This is a genomic window from Tsukamurella sp. 8F, assembly GCF_029167375.1.
In the GTDB taxonomy this organism is placed as follows: domain Bacteria; phylum Actinomycetota; class Actinomycetes; order Mycobacteriales; family Mycobacteriaceae; genus Tsukamurella.
The window spans coordinates 156,586-175,794 of the sequence record NZ_JARFTP010000008.1 but is presented as its reverse complement, the minus strand read 5'-3'; the positions used below and the strand labels follow the sequence as shown (position 1 = coordinate 175,794).

At 68.6% G+C, this 19,209-nt stretch carries 17 protein-coding genes; 14 read left to right on the top strand and 3 right to left on the bottom strand.

All coding sequences use genetic code 11. From position 1 onward, the window contains the following. Window positions 1-76: 76 nt before the first annotated feature. Window positions 77-2,887, bottom strand: a complete 2,811-nt coding sequence (acnA, locus tag P0W64_RS09010; RefSeq protein ID WP_275479745.1) for an aconitate hydratase AcnA — start codon at window positions 2,885-2,887, stop codon at window positions 77-79. Window positions 2,888-3,099: 212 nt separating this feature from the next. Between acnA and P0W64_RS09005 the strand changes: the two genes are divergently transcribed. From P0W64_RS09005 to P0W64_RS08970, 8 genes are all read left to right on the top strand, one after another. After that, window positions 3,100-3,738: a DUF6676 family protein gene (locus P0W64_RS09005; RefSeq protein WP_275479744.1), complete on the top strand. Its 639-nt coding sequence runs from the start codon at window positions 3,100-3,102 to the stop codon at window positions 3,736-3,738. 351 nt (window positions 3,739-4,089) lie between these two features. Beyond that, window positions 4,090-5,541, top strand: a complete 1,452-nt coding sequence (locus tag P0W64_RS09000; RefSeq protein ID WP_275479743.1) for an NlpC/P60 family protein — start codon at window positions 4,090-4,092, stop codon at window positions 5,539-5,541. 186 nt (window positions 5,542-5,727) lie between these two features. Beyond that, window positions 5,728-6,753 (top strand): MoxR family ATPase, encoded by a 1,026-nt coding sequence (locus P0W64_RS08995; RefSeq protein ID WP_275479756.1) that lies wholly within the window; start codon window positions 5,728-5,730, stop codon window positions 6,751-6,753. Window positions 6,754-6,849: 96 nt separating this feature from the next. After that, complete coding sequence (locus P0W64_RS08990) at window positions 6,850-7,746, top strand: DUF58 domain-containing protein (protein ID WP_275479755.1); 897 nt, start codon at window positions 6,850-6,852, stop codon at window positions 7,744-7,746. 127 nt (window positions 7,747-7,873) lie between these two features. Continuing rightward, window positions 7,874-8,857: a VWA domain-containing protein gene (locus P0W64_RS08985; RefSeq protein ID WP_275479742.1), complete on the top strand. Its 984-nt coding sequence runs from the start codon at window positions 7,874-7,876 to the stop codon at window positions 8,855-8,857. Between the two features lie 63 nt (window positions 8,858-8,920). Beyond that, entirely contained in the window at window positions 8,921-9,649 is a 729-nt protein-coding gene (gene fabG1 / locus P0W64_RS08980; protein WP_275479741.1) for a 3-oxoacyl-ACP reductase FabG1, read from the top strand. Window positions 9,650-9,692: 43 nt separating this feature from the next. Further along, complete coding sequence (gene inhA / locus P0W64_RS08975) at window positions 9,693-10,538, top strand: NADH-dependent enoyl-ACP reductase InhA (RefSeq protein WP_275479740.1); 846 nt, start codon at window positions 9,693-9,695, stop codon at window positions 10,536-10,538. Between the two features lie 2 nt (window positions 10,539-10,540). Then, the gene (locus P0W64_RS08970; RefSeq protein WP_275479739.1) at window positions 10,541-11,599 is read left to right on the top strand and encodes a ferrochelatase; all 1,059 of its coding nucleotides are present in this window, start codon (window positions 10,541-10,543) and stop codon (window positions 11,597-11,599) included. 78 nt (window positions 11,600-11,677) lie between these two features. Here the strand turns inward: P0W64_RS08970 and P0W64_RS08965 are convergent, their stop codons facing one another. Next, window positions 11,678-12,442: a hypothetical protein gene (locus P0W64_RS08965; protein ID WP_275479738.1), complete on the bottom strand. Its 765-nt coding sequence runs from the start codon at window positions 12,440-12,442 to the stop codon at window positions 11,678-11,680. 49 nt (window positions 12,443-12,491) lie between these two features. Between P0W64_RS08965 and P0W64_RS08960 the strand changes: the two genes are divergently transcribed. The 4 genes from P0W64_RS08960 (at window position 12,492) to P0W64_RS08945 (ending at window position 15,884) form a co-directional block, all read left to right on the top strand. Further along, a complete protein-coding gene (locus P0W64_RS08960; RefSeq protein WP_275479754.1) occupies window positions 12,492-13,304 on the top strand; it encodes a DUF3097 domain-containing protein in 813 nt (270 codons plus the stop codon). A 55-nt stretch (window positions 13,305-13,359) separates the two neighbouring features. Next, window positions 13,360-13,791: an NfeD family protein gene (locus P0W64_RS08955; protein ID WP_275479737.1), complete on the top strand. Its 432-nt coding sequence runs from the start codon at window positions 13,360-13,362 to the stop codon at window positions 13,789-13,791. A gap of 28 nt (window positions 13,792-13,819) precedes the next feature. Further along, entirely contained in the window at window positions 13,820-15,199 is a 1,380-nt protein-coding gene (locus tag P0W64_RS08950; RefSeq protein WP_275479736.1) for an SPFH domain-containing protein, read from the top strand. Between the two features lie 118 nt (window positions 15,200-15,317). After that, window positions 15,318-15,884: a nuclear transport factor 2 family protein gene (locus P0W64_RS08945; RefSeq protein WP_275479753.1), complete on the top strand. Its 567-nt coding sequence runs from the start codon at window positions 15,318-15,320 to the stop codon at window positions 15,882-15,884. A 53-nt stretch (window positions 15,885-15,937) separates the two neighbouring features. Here P0W64_RS08945 and P0W64_RS08940 read toward each other — a convergent pair whose 3' ends face one another. Beyond that, window positions 15,938-17,404, bottom strand: a complete 1,467-nt coding sequence (locus P0W64_RS08940) for an ATP-binding protein (protein WP_275479735.1) — start codon at window positions 17,402-17,404, stop codon at window positions 15,938-15,940. A 180-nt stretch (window positions 17,405-17,584) separates the two neighbouring features. On the opposite strand from P0W64_RS08940, the gene P0W64_RS08935 reads away from it, so the two are divergent. Further along, window positions 17,585-18,763 (top strand): acyl-CoA dehydrogenase family protein, encoded by a 1,179-nt coding sequence (locus tag P0W64_RS08935; protein ID WP_275479734.1) that lies wholly within the window; start codon window positions 17,585-17,587, stop codon window positions 18,761-18,763. Between the two features lie 72 nt (window positions 18,764-18,835). Beyond that, a complete protein-coding gene (locus tag P0W64_RS08930; protein ID WP_275479733.1) occupies window positions 18,836-19,195 on the top strand; it encodes a hypothetical protein in 360 nt (119 codons plus the stop codon). Window positions 19,196-19,209 lie beyond the last annotated feature (14 nt).

The following is a 19,209-nucleotide window of genomic DNA, read 5'->3' as shown; positions in this document are numbered from 1 at the left end:
GGGGGGGGGGGGGGGGGGGGCGCCGGGGGGGGGGGGGGGGGGGGGCCCCCCCCGCCGGGAGCGTGCGGTCGTCCGTTCAGGACTTCAGCATGTTCCGCAGCACATACTGCAGGATGCCGCCGTTGCGGTAGTAGTCCGCCTCACCGGGCGTGTCGATCCGGACCTTGGCATCGAACTCGATCTTGTCGCCGTCCTCCTTGGTGGCGGTGACGTGCACCGTCTCCGGGGTGGTGCCCGAGTTCAGCTGCTCGATGCCCTCGATGTCGAAGGTCTCGGTGCCGTCCAGTCCGAGGGTCTTCGCGGTCTCGCCCTCGGGGAACTGCAGCGGGACGACGCCCATGCCGATGAGGTTCGAGCGGTGGATTCGCTCGAAGGACTCGGTGATCACGGCCTTGACTCCGAGGAGGACGGTGCCCTTCGCTGCCCAGTCGCGCGACGAACCCGAGCCGTACTCCTTGCCGCCCAGAACGACCAGCGGGGTGCCGGCCTTCTGGTAGTTCATGCAAGCGTCGTAGATGAACGACTTGGGGCCGCCCTCCTGCGTGAAGTCGCGGGTGTAGCCGCCCTGCGTACCCTCCAGGCCGATGGTGTCCAGGACACGGTTCTGCAGGCGGATGTTCGCGAACGTGCCGCGGATCATCACCTCGTGGTTGCCGCGCCGCGAACCCAGCGAGTTGTAGTCCTTGCGGGCCACGCCGTGCGAGTCCAGGTACTGGGCCGCGGGAGTGCCCGGCTTGATCGGGCCGGCAGGGCTGATGTGGTCGGTGGTGACCGAGTCGCCCAGGAGCGCCATGACGCGGGCGCCCTTGATGTCGGAGACGGGCTCCGGCTCGAGCTTCATGCCGTCGAAGTACGGCGCCTTGCGGACGTAGGTCGAGTTCTCGTCCCACGCGAAGGTGTCGCCCTCCGGGGTGGCCAGGTTCTGCCAGTTCTCGTCGCCCTTGAAGACGTCGGCGTACGACTTCCGGAACATGTCCTGGTTGATCGCGTTCTTGATCGTGTCGTCGATCTCCTGCGCGGACGGCCAGATGTCCTTCAGGAAGACGTCGTTGCCGTCGTTGTCCGTGCCCAAGGCGTCGGTCTCGAAGTCGAAGTCCATCGTGCCGGCCAGGGCGTATGCGATGACCAACGGCGGGGACGCCAGGTAGTTCATCTTGACGTCGGGGGAGATGCGGCCCTCGAAGTTGCGGTTACCGGACAGCACGGCGGTCACGCTCAGGTCGTTGTCGTTGACGGCCTTGGAGATCTCGTCCGGCAGCGGGCCGGTGTTGCCGATGCACGTCGTGCAGCCGTAGCCGCCCAGGTAGAAGCCCAGCTTCTCGAGGTACGGCCACAGACCGGCCTTCTCGTAGTAGTCGGTGACGACCTGCGAGCCGGGGGCCATGTTGGTCTTGACCCAGGGCTTGGATGTCAGTCCCTTCTCGACGGCGTTGCGTGCGAGCAGCGCGGCGCCGATCATCACCGACGGGTTCGACGTGTTGGTGCACGAGGTGATGCCCGCGACGGCGACGGCGCCGTGATCGAGGATGAACTCGCCCCGGTCACCCTTCACGTGGATCGGCTTGGTCGGGCGGCCCTCGGAGCCGTTCGCCGCGGACTGGACGTCCACGGCACCGTCGTCGGCGAACGACAGGGCGACCGGGTCCGAGGCCGGGAAGGACTCCTCGACGGCCTCGTCGAGCTGGGTGTGCTCGGTCGGGTACTGCTCCTCGACGTAGTTGTGGATGTCCTTGCGGAAGGCCACCTTCGACTCGGACAGCAGGATGCGGTCCTGCGGGCGCTTCGGACCGGCGATCGACGGCACGACGGTCGAGAGGTCCAGCTCGAGGTACTCGGAGTAGGCGGGCTCGTGGGCCGGGTCGTGCCACATGCCCTGCTCCTTGGCGTAGGCCTCGACCAGCGCGAGTTGCTGATCGTCGCGGCCGGTCAGGCGCAGGTAGTTGATGGTCTCCTCGTCGATCGGGAAGATCGCGCAGGTCGAACCGAACTCGGGGCTCATGTTGCCGAGGGTCGCGCGGTTGGCGAGCGGCACCTCGGCGACGCCGTCGCCGTAGAACTCGACGAACTTGCCGACGACGCCGTGCTTGCGCAGCATGTCGGTCACCGTCAGGACGACGTCGGTCGCAGTGACGCCCGCCTGGATCTCGCCGGTCAGCTTGAAGCCGACCACACGCGGGATGAGCATCGAGACCGGCTGGCCCAGCATGGCCGCCTCGGCCTCGATACCGCCGACGCCCCAGCCCAGGACGCCCAGGCCGTTCTCCATGGTGGTGTGCGAGTCGGTGCCCACACAGGTGTCGGGGTAGGCCTGACCACCCCGCACCATGACGGTGCGGGCGAGGTACTCGATGTTGACCTGGTGTACGATACCGGTGCCCGGGGGGACGACCTTGAAGTCGTCGAACGCGCCCTGGCCCCAACGGAGGAACTGGTAGCGCTCGCCGTTGCGCTGGTACTCCAGCTCGACGTTGCGGTTGAACGCGTCGGCGGTGCCGAACACGTCCAGGATCACGGAGTGGTCGATCACCATCTCAGCGGGCGACAGCGGGTTGACCTTGTTCGGATCGCCGCCGAGCGCAGTCACGGCCTCGCGCATGGTGGCGAGGTCGACGACGCAGGGGACGCCGGTGAAGTCCTGCATGATCACGCGCGCCGGCGTGAACTGGATCTCGACGCTCGGGTCGGCCGAAGGATCCCAGTGCGCGATCGCGTTGATGTGCTCTTCGGTGATGTTCGCCCCGTCCTCGGTCCGAAGCAGGTTCTCTGCAAGGACTTTCAGGGCATAGGGCAGCTTCTCGGTGCCGGGTACGGCGCTGAGGCGGAAGATCTCATACGACTGATCGCCCACCTCGAGCGTGCCGCGGGCGGAGAATGAATCGATACTCATCGCTGACGTCTGCTCCCACTCGTGATCGTTGAACGCCGACGGGCTGTGTCGGCGCCTACTCCAGATAATACAGTACGCTTGTCCTGTGAACGCGGAGGGGTGTTCTCGTCAGGCCACCGCGTTCCGGGCTGTGCCGTGACCGGCGCCGCCGCGCGCGGGCCGTCGCGTTCGGCGGGCGGACACATCCCCATTGTGTCGTACTGTGTGGGTCCATGGGCCACATGCCGATATTCACAGCGGTGCCGAACGACGTGGATCTGCACGCGTTGGAGGCGCAACTGCAGGCGACGGGCGTCGCCGTGCTGAACCCGGACTACCAGGCCGATGTGCCGGCGCTCGAGAAGGTGGTCCGCGAGGCCGAGGCCAAAGGCGTCCAGAATTTCAAGATCATCGTGTTGGCCCACGACTACTTCCCCGATACGTCGCTCCGGGACCTCGGGCGCACGGTCAGTGACGACATGGGCGGGACGATGACGGTCCTGACGATGTCGCCGCACATGGTCGCGGGACAGTCGAATCAGCTCAGCCGTTTCCAGATCGAGAAGGGGCAGGACGGCCGCGGCAAGACGGACAAGCTCCAACTGGGCAACCCGCCGGCCGCCGCATCGATGTTCGTCGATGTCGCAGTCGGGGCCACGACGCCGTGGACCGCGATCACCTACACCCTCATACTCGTCGCCGTGCTCGGCGCGGCCGTAGGTCGCGTGGTGACGCGCCGGCGCAGCCGGGCCGTCCACGCCGCGCGCCGGGCCGCCGGGCTGGTCGACGCCAGGATCGCGCCGGGGAGTGCCGCGGCCACCGCGGGGGGCGGCCCCGGGCCGGACGTCGCCGACGACGATCCGAAGGCCTGATCCCGCCCCACCCGTGGCCGCGTCGATAGGCGCCTCCATGACTCTCAGGTGTTCCGCTCAGCGGGCCGGCGCCGGTTCGCGCCGTTCCGAATCGAGTGATCGATTCCTGCGAACGCGCAGGTGGCGCTGACCTGGCGTTTAGTCACATCTTTGTAATTTGTTACTCATGTTTTCCTAGGGACCTATGTTGCCGTACGGTACTCGTGACGCAGTTGTTGCAGTTGATGCTCACTGGCATCGATGTGACGGAACATGAGTCGAACGAGGGAGACACCTTTGAGGCGTCGTACGACACAGTCCGCACGAGCGGTCGCGGCGCGGTCAGTGCTGGCCGTAGCGATGACCGGTGCCTTGACCACGGGCATCGTCGGCGCCGCCGTGGCTGCGCCCGGTGACGGCACCGACGTCGACGCCAAGACCAACGTCGTCGCCGCGCTCGCGAACCGCATCGCGGCATCCGATCAGAAGCTCGCAGATCTCTCCGGCGACGTCTCGGCCAAGCAGCAGTCGGTGAACCGCGCGGTGATCGACCTGCAGACCGCGGACAACGCCGCCAGGGCCGCGGCCAAGGCCCTGTCCGTCTCGGACGGCGCCGTCACTACCGCTGACAAGAAGCTCACCGCCGCGCAGAAGACGTTCGATTCGATGGTCCGAGCCGCGTACATGCAGGGCAACACGGGCGGCGGTATCGCCGATGTACTCGGCGGATCCGACGCCGACGCCGTGATCGCGCGCCAGAGCGTCCTCACGCAGGTCGCCGACAAGCAGCGCAAGGCGTTGCAGTCACTGCGCGCCGCCAAGTCCAAGGCCGTCGGGCAGCGGGTCGCCGCGAAAGCGGCCAAGGTGCAGGCCGACTCGGCTCGCGCGTCGGCGGCCGATCGCAAGGCGGGGGCCGAGAGCGCGATCACCGAGGCCGTATCCGCCCTCCGGACGCAGCAGACGGCACAGCAGCGGCTGATCACGCAGCGCACCCTCGCTCAGCAGGCGCTCGACGAGGCGAAGAAGCACGCCGGCGACCGCGCCGCGCAGCAGCAGATCTATGCGCGCTACGTCGTCGCCGAGCAGCAGGCGCAGACAGTGACGCCCGCGGCTGGCGCTGCCGGCGGCTCCGCTCCCGCCGCCGCTGGGACGGCGCCGAACGGCGTCGCCGGTGCCGGGGCTCCGACCGCTGATGCGGGTGCGGGCCAGGCTGCTGGCCAGATCGGTCAGATGGCGGGCACAGCGGTCACCGGCGCGAAGGACTTCGCGAAGTCGATCGTCGACGGCGCGGGATCCATGTTCGGGTTCACCGCGCCGCAGGCGTCGAGCAACGGGGTCGGGATCATTCCGCCCGGGCTCAATACGGGCGCGGTCCCCAACGTGTCGTCGATGTCCGGCGCGCAGATGATCGAGACCGTCGTCCAGCGCGGCATGTCGGTGATCGGCGTGCAGTACGCGTGGGGCGGCGGTAGCCCGTACGGCGCGACCAAGGGCATCCGGGACGGCGGCGTGGCGGACCGCTACGGCGATTTCGACAAGCTGGGCTTCGACTGCTCGGGCCTGATGATGTACATGTACGGCGCGGTCGGCATCAACCTTCCCCATTACACGGGCTACCAGTACAACATCGGTCAGCACGTGCCTCTGGCGCAGATGAAGCGCGGTGACATGATCTTCTACGGCGCGAACGCCAGCCAGCACGTAGCGATGTACCTGGGCAACAACCAGATGATCGAGGCCCCCGAGTCCGGCTCCGCGGTCAAGATCTCGCCTCTGCGTACGTCCGGCGCCATGCCGTACGTGGTGCGCCTCATCAACTCCTGACGACGTCGGTACTCTCGGTCGGGAGATCCGGGCGGGCGTACCGCTGTCCGGCCTGAGGACTACACACGCGCGACGACTCGAGAACCAGACGACCTTGAGAAGGGGACGGCCTTGACCCATACCCACCACGCCGGGAGCGCCGGCCAGGACGCCCGGCCCGGAGCCGGACACGCCTCGGCGGACGAGATCAAGTCGCTCGAGCGGGCCGTCTACGAGGTCAAGCGCGTCATCGTCGGGCAGGACCAGCTCGTGGAGCGGATTCTCGTGGGCATGCTCGCGAAGGGGCACGTGCTGCTGGAGGGTGTGCCGGGCGTCGCGAAGACGCTGGCCGTCGAGACCTTCGCCAAGGTGATCGGCGGCAGCTTCTCGCGCGTGCAGTTCACTCCCGACCTGGTGCCGTCCGACCTCGTCGGCACCCGCATCTACCGGCAGGGTCGGGAGGAGTTCGACACCGAGATCGGCCCGGTGGCCGCCAACTTCCTCCTCGCCGACGAGATCAACCGCGCGCCCGCGAAGGTGCAGTCGGCACTGCTCGAGGTCATGGCCGAGCGGCACGTCTCGATCGGTGGCAAGACGTATCCGATGCCCGATCCGTTCCTCGTGCTCGCTACCCAGAACCCGATCGAGAACGAGGGTGTCTACCCGCTGCCGGAGGCCCAGCGCGACCGTTTCCTGTTCAAGGTCGTCGTCGGCTACCCGACGATCGAGGAGGAACGCGAGATCGTCTACCGGATGGGCACCACGCCGCCGGTGGCCTCGCAGATCCTCGATCCCGATACGGTGATCCGGTTGCAGAAGGCCGCGTCCGAGGTGTTCGTACATCACGCCCTCGTCGACTACGTGGTCCGCGTGATCGCCGCGACCCGCACGCCCGAGCAGGTCGGTCTGCCGGACGTGAAGGCGTGGGTCACGTACGGCGCCTCGCCTCGCGCGACGCTCGGAATCGTGGCCGCGGCCCGTGCGCTCGCCCTGCTCCGCGGGCGCGACTACGTCGTCCCGCAGGACGTCGTCGAGATCATCCCCGATGTGCTCCGGCACCGCCTCGTGATGTCCTACGACGCGCTCGCCGACGAGGTGACCGCGGATCAGGCGATCGCCCGCGTGCTGCAGACGGTAGCGCTGCCTCAGGTCGTATCGCAGACGCAGCAGGTGGCCCCGCAGCCCGGCGCTCCCGTCCCAGCTCCCCAGCATGCGCCCGGGCAGGGTGGCTGACGCGTGCCGGAGCTCGTTCCCCCACCCCGGTTCGAGGCGCGGAGGGTCGACAACGCCACCGGGCGCGTAGCGAGCGGGGCACTCGACGAGGCCCGGCTGACGACGGCGCTGCGGACACTCGAGCTCGTCGTGAAGCGGCGACTCGACGGTGTGCTGCGCGGCGATCACCAGGGCCTCTTGCCTGGCCCCGGGTCGGAGCCGGGGGAGTCGCGGCCGTATTCGCCGGGTGACGACGTTCGGCTCATGGATTGGCCCGTGACCGCTCGCACCACGCACCCTCACGTCCGCCAGATGGTCGCCGACCGCGAGCTGAGCACCTGGATCGTCGTCGACCTGTCCGCGAGCCTGGACTTCGGTACCGTCGCCGGCAGCGACGGGGAGCCGATCACCAAGCGTGACCTCGCGATCGCCGCGTCGGCGGCGGTCACGCACCTCGTGAGCGGTGCCGCCAACCGCGTTGGGACCGTGATCACGAATGGCGACAGCATCACCCGCATCCCCCCGCGTGGCGGCCGGCCGCACCAGCAGCAGGTGTTGTCCGCGATCGCTCGCGCCCCCCGCGCCCCGGAGGGCGTGCGAGGCAACTTGGCCGACGCTCTCGATCTGCTCCGGCGACCGCAGCAGCGGCGCGGGCTGGTCGTGATCATCAGCGACTTCCTCGGTCCCATCGACTACCTGCGTGAGCTGCGCGGGCTCGGTGCGCGGCACGAGATGCTCGGGATCGAGGTCCTCGATCCACGCGACCTCGAGCTCCCGGCCGTCGGGGAGGTACGCCTGCGCGACGCCGAGTCCGGCGAGGTCCGGGAGGTGACGGTGACCAAGCGATTGCAGTCCGAGTTCGCCGCGGCAGCGCTCGCGCACCACGAGCAGGTGGTCCGGACGCTGCGCGGCGTGGGCGCCCCGACTCTGGAACTGCGAACCGACCGCGATTGGCTCACCGACATCGTGCGTTTCGTCGCTGCACGCCGCCGCGGCCTCGCTGGGGTGAACTGATGGGCGAGCGGAGCGACGGGGGAATCGACTGATGGGCGAGCGGAGCGACGGGGGAATCGACTGATGGGCGAGCGGAGCGACGGGGGAATCGACTGATGGGCGAGCGGAGCGACGGGGGAATCGACTGATGGGGGGACTGTTCTCGCTCGCCAGCCCCTGGTGGTTGCTCGGCCTGCTGGTGGTCGCGGCTGTCGCCGCCGGCTACGTCGTCAACGAGCTGCGGCGTCGTAAGCGGACGCTTCGCTTCGCGAACACCCCTGTGTTGGACCAGGTCTCGCCGAAGTCACGCGACCGGTGGAAGCACGTCCCGATCGCACTGCTGTGCGTGGGGCTGTTGCTTCTCACCATCGCCCTCGCGGGCCCGACGGCGATGCGGAAGGTACCGCGCAACCGTGCGACGGTGATGCTGGTGGTCGACGTATCCCTGTCGATGGAGGCCAAGGACGTCAGCCCGGACCGACTGTCCGCGGCCAAGGCTGCGGCCAAGCAGTTCGCCGACGAGCTGACACCGGGGATCAACCTCGGAGTGATCTCGTTCGCCGGGACCGCCAATCTTCTCGTGTCGCCGACGCCGGACCGCGCGCTTGCCCGCGCGGCTATCGACAACCTCCAGCTCGCGCAGCGCACTGCGACCGGTGAGGGCATCTACGCTGCGATCCAGGCCATCGAGAACATCAACTCGGTGCTGGGTGGCGACAAGACCGCTCCACCGGCGCGGATCGTGCTCGAGTCGGATGGAAAGCAGACGGTCCCCAACAACCTCGATGATCCGCGCGGCGCGTACACGGCCGCGAAGGAGGCCAAGAAGAAAGGCATCCCGGTCTCCACCATCTCGTTCGGGACGCTGAACGGCGTCGTGTCGATCGGCGGACAGCAGATCGGCGTCCCGGTCGACGACTCGTCGCTCAAGCAGATCGCCGACCTGTCCGGCGGGCAGTTCTTCAGCGCGAGTTCGCTGGGCGACTTGAACAAGGCCTACGGCAGCCTCAAGGACGAGATCGGCTACGAGGAGCAGCGTGGCGACAACTCTCGCGTCTGGATGCTGTGGGGCACGCTGCTGGTCGCAGTAGGCGTCGCCGCAGCCGTCGGATTGAATCGTCGGCTGCCGTGACAGCCCCCGAAACCGCACAGGCGCGGCTTGGTAGCCGCGACCACGATTGATAGGTTGGCAGCCATGCCAAACGCAGAGAACTTCGTCGCCCGGTCCGTCCTCGTCACGGGTGGCAACCGCGGCATCGGCCTCGCGATCGCGCAGCGCCTCGCTGCGGACGGCCACAAGGTCGCCGTCACGCACCGCGGCTCCGGTGCCCCCGAAGGGCTGTTCGGCGTCCGGTGCGACGTCACCGACGATGCCTCCGTCGAGGAGGCGTTCAAGACCGTCGAGGAGCATCAGGGTCCGGTCGAGGTCGTCGTGTCCAACGCCGGGATCACCGAGGACACCCTGCTCATGCGCATGAGCGTGGAGAGCTTCGAGAAGGTCGTCAACGCCAACCTCACGGGAGCGTTCCGCGTCACGAAGGCCGCGACGCGCAACATGCTCAAGAAGCGTTGGGGCCGGTTCATCTACCTCGGCTCCGTCGTCGGACTCGCCGGCACGGGCGGCCAGGCCAACTACGCATCGTCGAAGGCCGGTGTCATCGGCCTTGCTCGCTCCGTCACACGTGAGCTCGGTGCACGCAATATCACCGCGAACGTCGTGGCCCCGGGCCTCATCGACACGGACATGACCCGTGAGCTCCCGGCCGAGTACACCGAGCCGCTGATCAAGCAGGGGATCCCTGCAAAGCGCATCGGTCAGCCCGAGGAGGTCGCCGCGGTGGTGTCCTTCCTCGCCTCCGACGACTCGTCGTATGTATCGGGCAACGTGATCAACGTCGACGGCGGCCTGGGCATGGGCCACTAGAAACACCTCAGCCGCAACGGATTTCATTTCAAAGGAGACACACGTGGGCCTGCTCGACGGCAAGACCATCCTCATCACCGGCATCATCACCGACGCCTCGATCGCATTCCATGCGGCCAAGGTCGCCCAGGACGAGGGTGCCAAGGTCATCATCACCGGCATCCCGGAGCGGCTGCGGCTGATCGATCGCATCGCGAAGCGGCTCCCGCAGGAGGTGCCGCCCGCCATCGGCCTCGATATCACCAACGAGGAGAACCTCGCCGAGCTGGCCGATAAGGTGCGCGAGCTCGCCCCCGAGGGTGTCGACGGCGTGCTGCACTCGATCGCCATGGCGCCCAAGACCCTCATGGGGCCCGACGCCGTTCCCTTCCTCGACGGCCCCGGTCCCGACGCGGCCAAGTCGTTCGAGATCTCGGCGTGGAGCTATGCGTCGCTCGCCCGCGCCGTGCTGCCGGTCATGAACGAGGGCGGTTCCATCGTCGGTATGGACTTCGACCCGCGCACTGCGCTGCCGTACTACAACTGGATGGGTGTCGCGAAGGCCGCTCTCGAATCGGTGAACCGGTACGTGGCGCGAGAGGTGGGCTACGCCAAGAAGATCCGCTCCAACCTGGTGGCTGCCGGCCCTATCAAGACGCTCGCCGCCAAGGCGATCGCAGGTACCGCGACCGACGACGCCAAGCAGCTCAACATGCTGAACACGTACTGGAACGGGGCGTCGCCTATCGGCTGGAACGTCGATGACCCCACGCCCGTCGCCAAGACGATCTGTGCCCTGTTCTCGGACTACCTGCCGGGCACCACCGCTTCGATCGTGTACGTCGACGGCGGCGCGAGCCACAACACGTGGTTCCCCGAGGAGGGCGACTTCAGCCAGCTGGCGAAGTAGACGTGAGCGCCGATTACGACAGCGTCTTGGTGCTGTCGTTCGGCGGACCCGAGGCCCCGGAGGACGTCCGCCCGTTCCTGGAGAACGTCACCCGGGGCCGCGGCGTTCCGGCGGCACGCCTCGACGAGGTCGAGAAGCACTACCTCCGCTTCGGCGGAGTGTCGCCGATCAACGAACAGGTTCGGTACCTCGTATCGAACCTACGCGCCGAGCTCGCTGCGCGCGGCCCGAACCTTCCTGTGTACCAAGGCAACCGGAACTGGCACCCCCTGGTCGAAGACACCGTCGAGCAGATGGCCGCCGATGGGCGACGGAACGCCCTCGTGTTCACGACGTCGGCATGGGGCGGGTTCTCGGGTTGCCGCCAGTACGACGAGGACATCGCCCGCGCCCGCGCGTCGGTGGGCGCTACGCGCGCAGGCCGCGGGTGTGAGCGATCCGTCGTGAGCGCGCCGCACTTGACGAAGCTGCCGCACTACTGGTCGCGTCCCGAACTCCTCGACGCCTTCGCTGACGGCGTTCGGGCGGCCGCCGCGGCGGTGCCAGACGGTTCGAGGCTCGTGTTCACCGCGCACTCGATCCCCCAGGCAGCGGACGCGGTCGCCGGCCCGGACGGTGGCTTGTACAGCCGACAGGTACGGCTCGCCGCCGCGGCCGTCGCTGCGCGCGTCGGCGTAGCCGACTACGACGTGGTGTGGCAGTCCCGCTCCGGCCCGCCGGCGGTGCCGTGGCTGGAGCCGGACGTCTGCGATCACATCTCGGCGATCCATGCGGACATCCCGGGAATCGTCGTGTGCCCCATAGGTTTCGTCTCCGACCATCTCGAGGTGATCTGGGACCTGGACACGGAGGCACGCGATCTCGCTTCCGAGCTGTCGCTTCCGTTCGCTCGCTCTGCCACGCCTCTGTACGACCCTCGGTTCACCGCGATGGCCGCCGCGCTGATCCGGGAGCGTACTTCCGGGGCCGAGCTTCCCCCCGACCTGTTGGGCTGCACCGTCGACGGCGCAGCGTGCGTCCCGGGCTGCTGCCCCTCGGCGCGGCCGAAGCGGCCCGCGTAGCCGGTCCGCCCCTCGGCCCGGAGAGTGGCCGCAGCGTCATGATGACCACACCGGCGTGAGCAGGCGGGGTCCGAACCGTCAGCGCAGAGCGTCGCGGGTGATGGAGTCGATCGCGGCGGTGCGTGCGCTCCGGACGGCGCGAGCGAGGGCGCTGTAAGCGGCGTCGCCGCGCTGTGCCCCGCCCAAGCCGATACCCGCATCGGGATGCCGTTCGCCGGCGACCAGCAGTATCGCCTCGACCGTCGCGGCCGTGTCGAGCACCCGGTGTGCCCGAGCGCCGGCGATTGCGGGCAGGGGAGTGGCTCCGAGGTGCTGCGCGAGCTCGGCGACGGCCGCGTGGGCGCTCGGTGCACCGGGCTCCGGGGGAAGGGCTGCGAGCGCAGACGTCGCGTCGCGTACGGCGTCGCGCAGCGCGTACTCGGCTTCGCCCAGCGTGATCGGGTCCCGATCGACGAGCGCGGGAGCCACACGGAACGAGGTCCAGGCCACCACGTCCGCGGACTCTGCGGTGGGTACCAGGAGGAGCGAGGAACCTGCGCCGTCGAAACCGACGGCCTCGCCGCGCGCAAGGGCTGCCCGTTCGGCCGCGGTGCCCGCGGGGAGGCCGGCCGGGTCGCCCGGCGCGGGCAGCAGCAACCGCACAGCCGTCGGTGCCGAGCGGCGCAGCTCGAGCAGCAGGCCGGGCAGCCCGCCGTCGACGGTGTGCACCTGCGCCCAGTGCCCGAGCGCGGCGACGACGTCGTCGGTGCCGGTGTGCCCGCCGAGCCACGCCGACGCCCACGCGGCCATGCCCAGTGCGGGGCCGGCCGTGGAGCGACGCGCGAGGAGATACGGGATTGCCATGGTCGGTCCAGGATAGGCGCTAGCCTTCTCTGTCGTGGCTGGCAGGGACATGTATGCGGGGGACATATACGCGGGGCACGCGCGCAAACGCACGGCTCGGGTGCCGGAGGTCGCCGCGGAACGTGACCTGGTAGTGGAGGACGCCGCCACGGGCTTCTGCGGCGCCGTGGTCGGCTTCGACAGGAGCTACGACGGCGAGTTCGTCAAGCTCGAGGACGGTCGCGGGACCGTACGGCTGTTCGCCATGCGGAAGGCCGCATTCCTGATCGACGGGCGCCCCGTGACCCTGGTACGGCCGCGCGTGGCCGCATCGAAGGGACCGGCACGCAGCGCGTCCGGGTCGACGCGCGTGGAGGGGGCCCCGGCGCGGGTCGCGCGAGGCTCGCGGATCTGGGTCGAGGGACTCCACGACGCTGCGCTCGTGGAGCGCGTGTGGGGACACGACCTGCGCGTCGAAGGCGTGGTCGTAGAGCAACTCGAAGGCCTCGACCACCTGGGCGAACGGCTAGCGGAGTTCCGCCCCGGCCCGGGACGCCGCGTGGGCGTACTGGCCGATCATCTGGTCGAAGGCTCCAAGGAGACGCGGATGACGCAGTCGCTCGGTGAGTACGTCATGGTCACCGGCCATCCCTTCGTCGACGTGTGGGAGGCGGTCAAGCCCGAATCGCTCGGCATCGACGCCTGGCCACGGGTGCCGCGCGGTGAGGACTGGAAGAGCGGGGTGTGCGCGCGGCTCGGCTGGGGGGACACTCGCGATGGGTGGCGCCGTGTGCAGGGCGCGGTCACCAGCTTCCGGGATCTGGACTCCACACTCATCGGAGCCGTGGAGCGCCTCGTGGACTTCGTCACCGAGCCCGAGTAACGCCTGGCATCACCATGACCGCTTCGCCCGGCTCCGTGCCTGGCAGTATGGAGTCATGGCAGCGGCAATCTGGCTGATCGCAGCTATCGTTCTCGCCGCGGCGGAGGCCGTCGCGGGGGATTTCGTGCTGCTGATGCTCGGCGGCGGCGCGCTGGCCACGGCCGGTGCGACCTATGCACTGGGCCTTCCGCCCTGGGCGCAGGGCATCGTCTTCGCGCTGGCGTCGCTGCTCCTGGTGCTCGGCGTGCGGCCGCCGCTCAAGCGGTTCGCGCTGCGGAACCAACCCGAATCGGCGTCCTATCTGCAGTCGTTGCCCGGTCGCACGGTGACGGTCATCGCGCCGGTCGACCACGCCGCGGGCAGGGTGCGGATCGGTGCGGACGAGTGGTCCGCGCGCACGCCGTACGAGAGCGTGCCCATACCGGTCGGTGCAGAGGTGACGGTGTTGGAGATCGACGGTGCCGTGGCGGTCGTAGTGGAGGCATGAGGGCCCCGATGAGAGAGGGAGTAAGGCGATGGGAGCAGGAGTAGGAGCGGGCATCATCATCCTGGCGGTGATACTGCTCGCGGTGGTCGTGATGCTCGTCAAATCGATCGTGCTGGTGCCGCAGGCGACAGCCGCGGTGATCGAGCGATTGGGGCGGTACACGAAGACGGTCTCGGGGCAGCTCACGCTCCTGGTCCCGTTCGTGGACCGGGTCCGTGCGCGGGTCGACCTGCGTGAACAGGTCGTGTCGTTTCCGCCGCAGCCGGTGATCACCCAGGACAACCTGACGGTGAACATCGACACCGTCGTGTATTTCCAGGTGACCCGCCCCGAAGCCGCCGTGTACGAGATCAACAACTACGTCGTCGGTGTCGAGCAACTGACGACGACGACGCTGCGCAACGTGGTGGGCGGTATGACGCTGGAGGAGACGTTGACATCCCGCGAGCGCATCAACTCGCAGTTGCGTGGGGTCCTGGACGAGGCCACCTCGCGGTGGGGACTGCGCGTGGCCCGCGTCGAGCTGAAATCTATCTTCCCGCCGCCCTCCATCCAGGAGTCGATGGAGAAGCAGATGAAGGCCGACCGCGAGAAGCGCGCGACGATCCTTGCGGCGGAGGGCCATCGGGAATCGGCGATCAAGTCGGCGGAGGGCGACAAGGCCAGCCGCATCCTGCTCGCACAGGGTGAGCGGGAGGCGGCGATCCTGTCGGCCGAGGCCGACCGGCAGGCCGAGATCCTGCGCGCCGAGGGCCGCCGAGCTGCGCAGTACCTCGAGTCGCAGGGCGAGGCGAAAGCGATCGAGACCCGGTTCGCCGCGATCAAGTCGAGCCGCCCGACGCCCGAGCTGCTTGCGTACCAGTACCTCGAAACGCTGCCCGAGATGGCCAAGGGCGAAGCGAGCAAGGTATGGGTCGTGCCGTCCGACTTCGGCTCCGCGCTACAGGGTTTCATGCGTGGTTTGGGGAACAAGGACGATGACGGTGTGTTCCGTTTCGAACCGTCGGCCGACGACGGCGTGCAGGCGCCCGATATCGACACGTCGAACTGGTTCGAGACGCCGGAACCTGTTGCGCCGGTGGTGATCAAGGAGGAACCCGAGGATCCGCTGGTTCCGGGCATGCCGAAGGTGCCGCCGCTGTCGAAGGCGGTACCCGACGAGTCCGGGGAACCGGATGCAGGCGGCGAGGGTGCGGAGGGTGACGCGCAGCCGACCTTCACGCCGCCGCACGAATTAGGTTCTCCTGCTGACGGTCCCACCGCGGACACGGCGACGATGCGCACCGACCCTGCGCGGCGGGCCGAGCCTGTGCCGCCACGGCACGGTCAGCCGCCGCGACCGCAGCAGCCGCCTTGGGCCGGGCCGCAGGGCGGCGCGCCGTCGGGCCCGTACGCGGGCCCGCGCTAGGGAAATCACCTATAGCCGCGTCGGCCGCGCCGCTCCTAACGTGAGTGGCACGGTCGGCGTGGTGTATTCGGCACCCTCGGCGATCCGGCCGGGAGCGGAGACGACGGTGGTGCAGCAGGTGGACTTCGAGGCGCTCGCGGCGAGGGCTACCGCTCTCGAGGCGAGGGTAGATGTTCTCGAGGCCGAGGCGGAGATCCGGAGGGTTCAGGCGCGCTACATGTTCCTGTGCGACACGCCCTGTCCCGAGTTCGGGATAGAAGGGGATGCGGAGCGGATCGACGCGATCATGGATCTCTATTCCGAAGATGCGGTATGGGAGGGCGTGGGCCAGTACTACGACGGCCAGTTCGGCCGGGCCGAGGGAGCCGATGCGATCCGTGCCCACTTCGGGCGGTTCTGGGGCGAGAAGCAGGACCCCGCGCTGCTTCTCAACGCCCACTACCTGACGTCCGAGCAGATCCATGTCCGTGGCGACGAGGCCGACGGTCAGTGGATTCACGTGCAGCCCTGGCTCTTCGGCGACGGTACGGCACTCCTGCGGTCGAGCCGGCTCAACAATGCGTTTCGGCGCACCGGCGACCGGTGGCTGATCACCCGTACGCGGACGGAGAACGTCTTCGTGGCGCCCCTCCCGAAGGGCTTCGCCGAGGCCTACGCGACGGCGTCGGTCCTAATGAAGCCTTAGGGGCATGGAGCGGCACGGAACAAGAGCGGGGCGTTGCTCCGTAGGTCGCACCGCTAGTCCGGGCGCATCGGTAGCCTGATCGTGGCGACGGTACCGCCGCCGGCACGGGGTTCGTATCGCAGCTCTCCGTTGTGCCGCTCGACGATGTGCTCGGACAGGATCAACCCGATCCCCGCGCCGTCCTCCTTGGTGGAGAACGCATCCGCGGCGAGTCGGCCGGCGGGTGCCGCCGTCATGCCGCGCCCGCGGTCGAGCACCGCGATGCATGCCGCGTCATCGTCCGCGAACGTGCGCACCTCCAGCCGTTTGACCGCGGTCGTCGGTAGGACGATCTCGTCGATCGCGTTGAAGCACAGGTTGATCAGGACCTGTCCGATCAGGACGCTCTCGCCCTCGATCGGCAGCGGCACCTCGGCGCGCGCGACCCGGACGTCGACGCCCCGCTCGGCCGCCCGGAGACGCACGAAGTACATGCTTTCGTCGACCGTGTCCGACAGGTCGATCGCCGCGCGCGTCGACTCGATCCGACGCACGTACCGCTTGACCGAGGACACGATCTCCGCGGCGCGGGCGAGTTGCTTCTCCACGGCATCGAGGCCGTACGCCAGACTGTCGGGGTCGACGGTGCCCGCGCCGAGCCGCGCCTTGATCCCGCGCAGGAAGTTCGTCGACGCCGCTAGCGGCTGGCCCAATTCATGCGCGAGGATCATAGCCATGTCGCCCATGGCGTTGTAGCGGCTCAGGTACTGCAGGTTGGCCGCCTGGTAGGCGTGCAGGCGCTCCCACTCCACGCGGTCGGTCACGTCGCGCACCGTGAGCACGCGTGTGGTGATGCCGTCGTGCTCGACCGATTCCAGCTCGCCCGCGAGCCACGTCGCCCCCTCGGCTCGCGCGATCTGCATGCTGATGGTCACCGACCCCGTGCCCGCGGCGAGCCGGTCGACCACGCCCCGAGCGGACGGCGCTGGGTCGCATTCGCCGAGCTCCTCCAGGCCTACGCCCATCAGGTCCTCGGCCCGCCGGCTGAACAGGCGGGCGGCGAGCGGCGAGATGTCCTCGATCCGATTCTCGTTGTCCAGCACCACGATCCCGGCGGCGGTGTAGGCCATGATCCGCTGTAGGGAGTCGGAGACCCGGTCGAGCTCGTGCTGCAACTCCTCCTCGGCAGCGCGGCGGAACTCCACCATGACCACGGGCCCGGTCTGGGATCGGACGAGGGTCGCGCTCGCGTCGGTGAGGAAGTCGTGTCCGTCCTTGGTTCGGTACTTCCACTGGCGCCGGCTGGAGCCGTGCACCACCGCGTCGTGCAGCCATGCCACGCCGACCTCGCGCCGGTACTGCCGCTCCTGACTACTCATGTGGTGCGCCTTGAGTGGGCGCAGCTCGTCGAGGGTGAACCCGAACATGTCGCAGGCCGCGGTGTTCGCCCACAGGATGTTCTTGGTCGCGGCGTCATGGATCAGAATCCCCGTACCGGTGCTCTCGACCATCGCCATGGCATCGCGCCACGTGGGAAACATCGTGTGCCCCTTCCGGTCCGGACCGATGGTCCTGCCGCGGCGTTCCCGTGTCGATAGGGGATTGCCTTACCTGCCGCGCGGTAAGTCCCGATACCAGGGAACGACCGCGATTCGTAGCGTAATTCACATCGGTCCAGCAGATTGATCGGAGACAGCCCTCATGACCTCGCAGAGCCCATCATGACCTCGCAGAGCACCGCACCCGCGGGTCGCAGGGTCGCCGCGCCCGCGGGCCCCGAGCGCGACGCGGCGTTCACTGAAGCCCTCGACGTGCTGGTCGAGCGCCGCGACGAGTTCGCGCGGCAAGGTCACGTCCCCAAGGACTACATCGCGTTACTCAAACGCGCCGGCATGTTTCGGGCTTCTACGCCGGCCCGCTTCGGCGGCGAGCCGATGGCACCGTCGGACTTCATGCGGCTCGTCGAGCGCGTGTCCGCCGTGGATCCTGCCACCGGTTGGGTGGCGAGCTTCGGTTCTGCACTGCAGTACTTCTCGGCCCTGCCGACCTCGTCACAGGAGCGGATCTATGCCGACGGCCCCGATATCGCATTCGCGGCCGGGATGTTCCCGATGCAGAAGGCGGAGACCGTCGAGGGCGGTTTCCGGGTCTCCGGCGTGTGGCAGTTCGCGAGCGGCTGCAAGGGCGCGGACATACTCGGCGTGGGCCTCGCCGGCGGCCCGGAGACGAAGGGGCGCCCGCTGACCGCTCTGGTCTCGCCGGAAGAGGTCGAGATCGTCGACAACTGGGACGTGGCCGGCATGCGTGGCACCGGTTCCCACGCGATCAGGGCCGACGGCGTGTTCGTCCCCGCGGATATGACGTTCATCCGGGGCGGCGAGCCCACGATCGACGAGCCGCTCACACGCTATCCGGCGGTCGCGTACGCAGCTCAGGTCCTCGCGGTGGTCGCGCTCGGTGCGGCGCGCGGCGCATTGGACTACGCCCATGCGGTCGGCGCGGCGAAGGCCAGTATCACCGGTGGCGGGGGACGCGGGATGCGTCCGTCCTATCAGGCGGGGCTCGGGCACGCCGAGGCCGAGTTGCGCTCGGCGCGGGCCTTCTTCTACGAGGGCACAGACGAGGTGTGGGACCGGGTGGTCCGCGGCGACGTGGTGCGTGACGAGGACCGCGTACTGCTGCGGCTGGGCGCCACCCACGCGGCGCATGTAGGCCGGCGCGCGATCCTCGACGTCTTCGACCTCGCCGGGACCGGCGCGATCTACGAGAGCCATCCGCTGCAACGGTACCTCCAGGACGGGATCATCCCGGCGCAGCACGCGATGTTGCAGTCCGGCACCTACGAGGCCTCCGGCGCAGTGCTGTTGGGCCTGGAACCCGCGGTGCCCAGCTTCCCTTAAGACCTGCACGGCCGACATCGTCGGTCGGCATTCCCCTCCCAGCCCCCAACAGCCCTAGAAGGGATCCATGGCATGACCGAGCCCCTGCGCACCCTGTTCTGCTACGGCAACAACCAGAACTTCTTCGACCTCCCCAAGGCGGACATCGGTGCCGTGTGGGTGGGGGTGTCGACCATGCTCTCGCAGCTGAAGAACATGGACGGCGTCGAGGTCATCGGCACGTTCGACGACGACGCACACATGGTCGGGCCGTCCGACGGCTGGCCGTGGACCTGCTACGTGCTGGCGGACGTCCGCGATCAGGAGACCGTCAAGGCAGCCTGCAATCTGTTGCGGACCACCATGATCGGGGAGCATGCGCTATGGCGTTACCTCAAGGTCGAGGCCCGCATGGGCCGCGAGCTGGCTATCCGCGACGACGTCGAAGCCTGACCCTTCCAGCCACG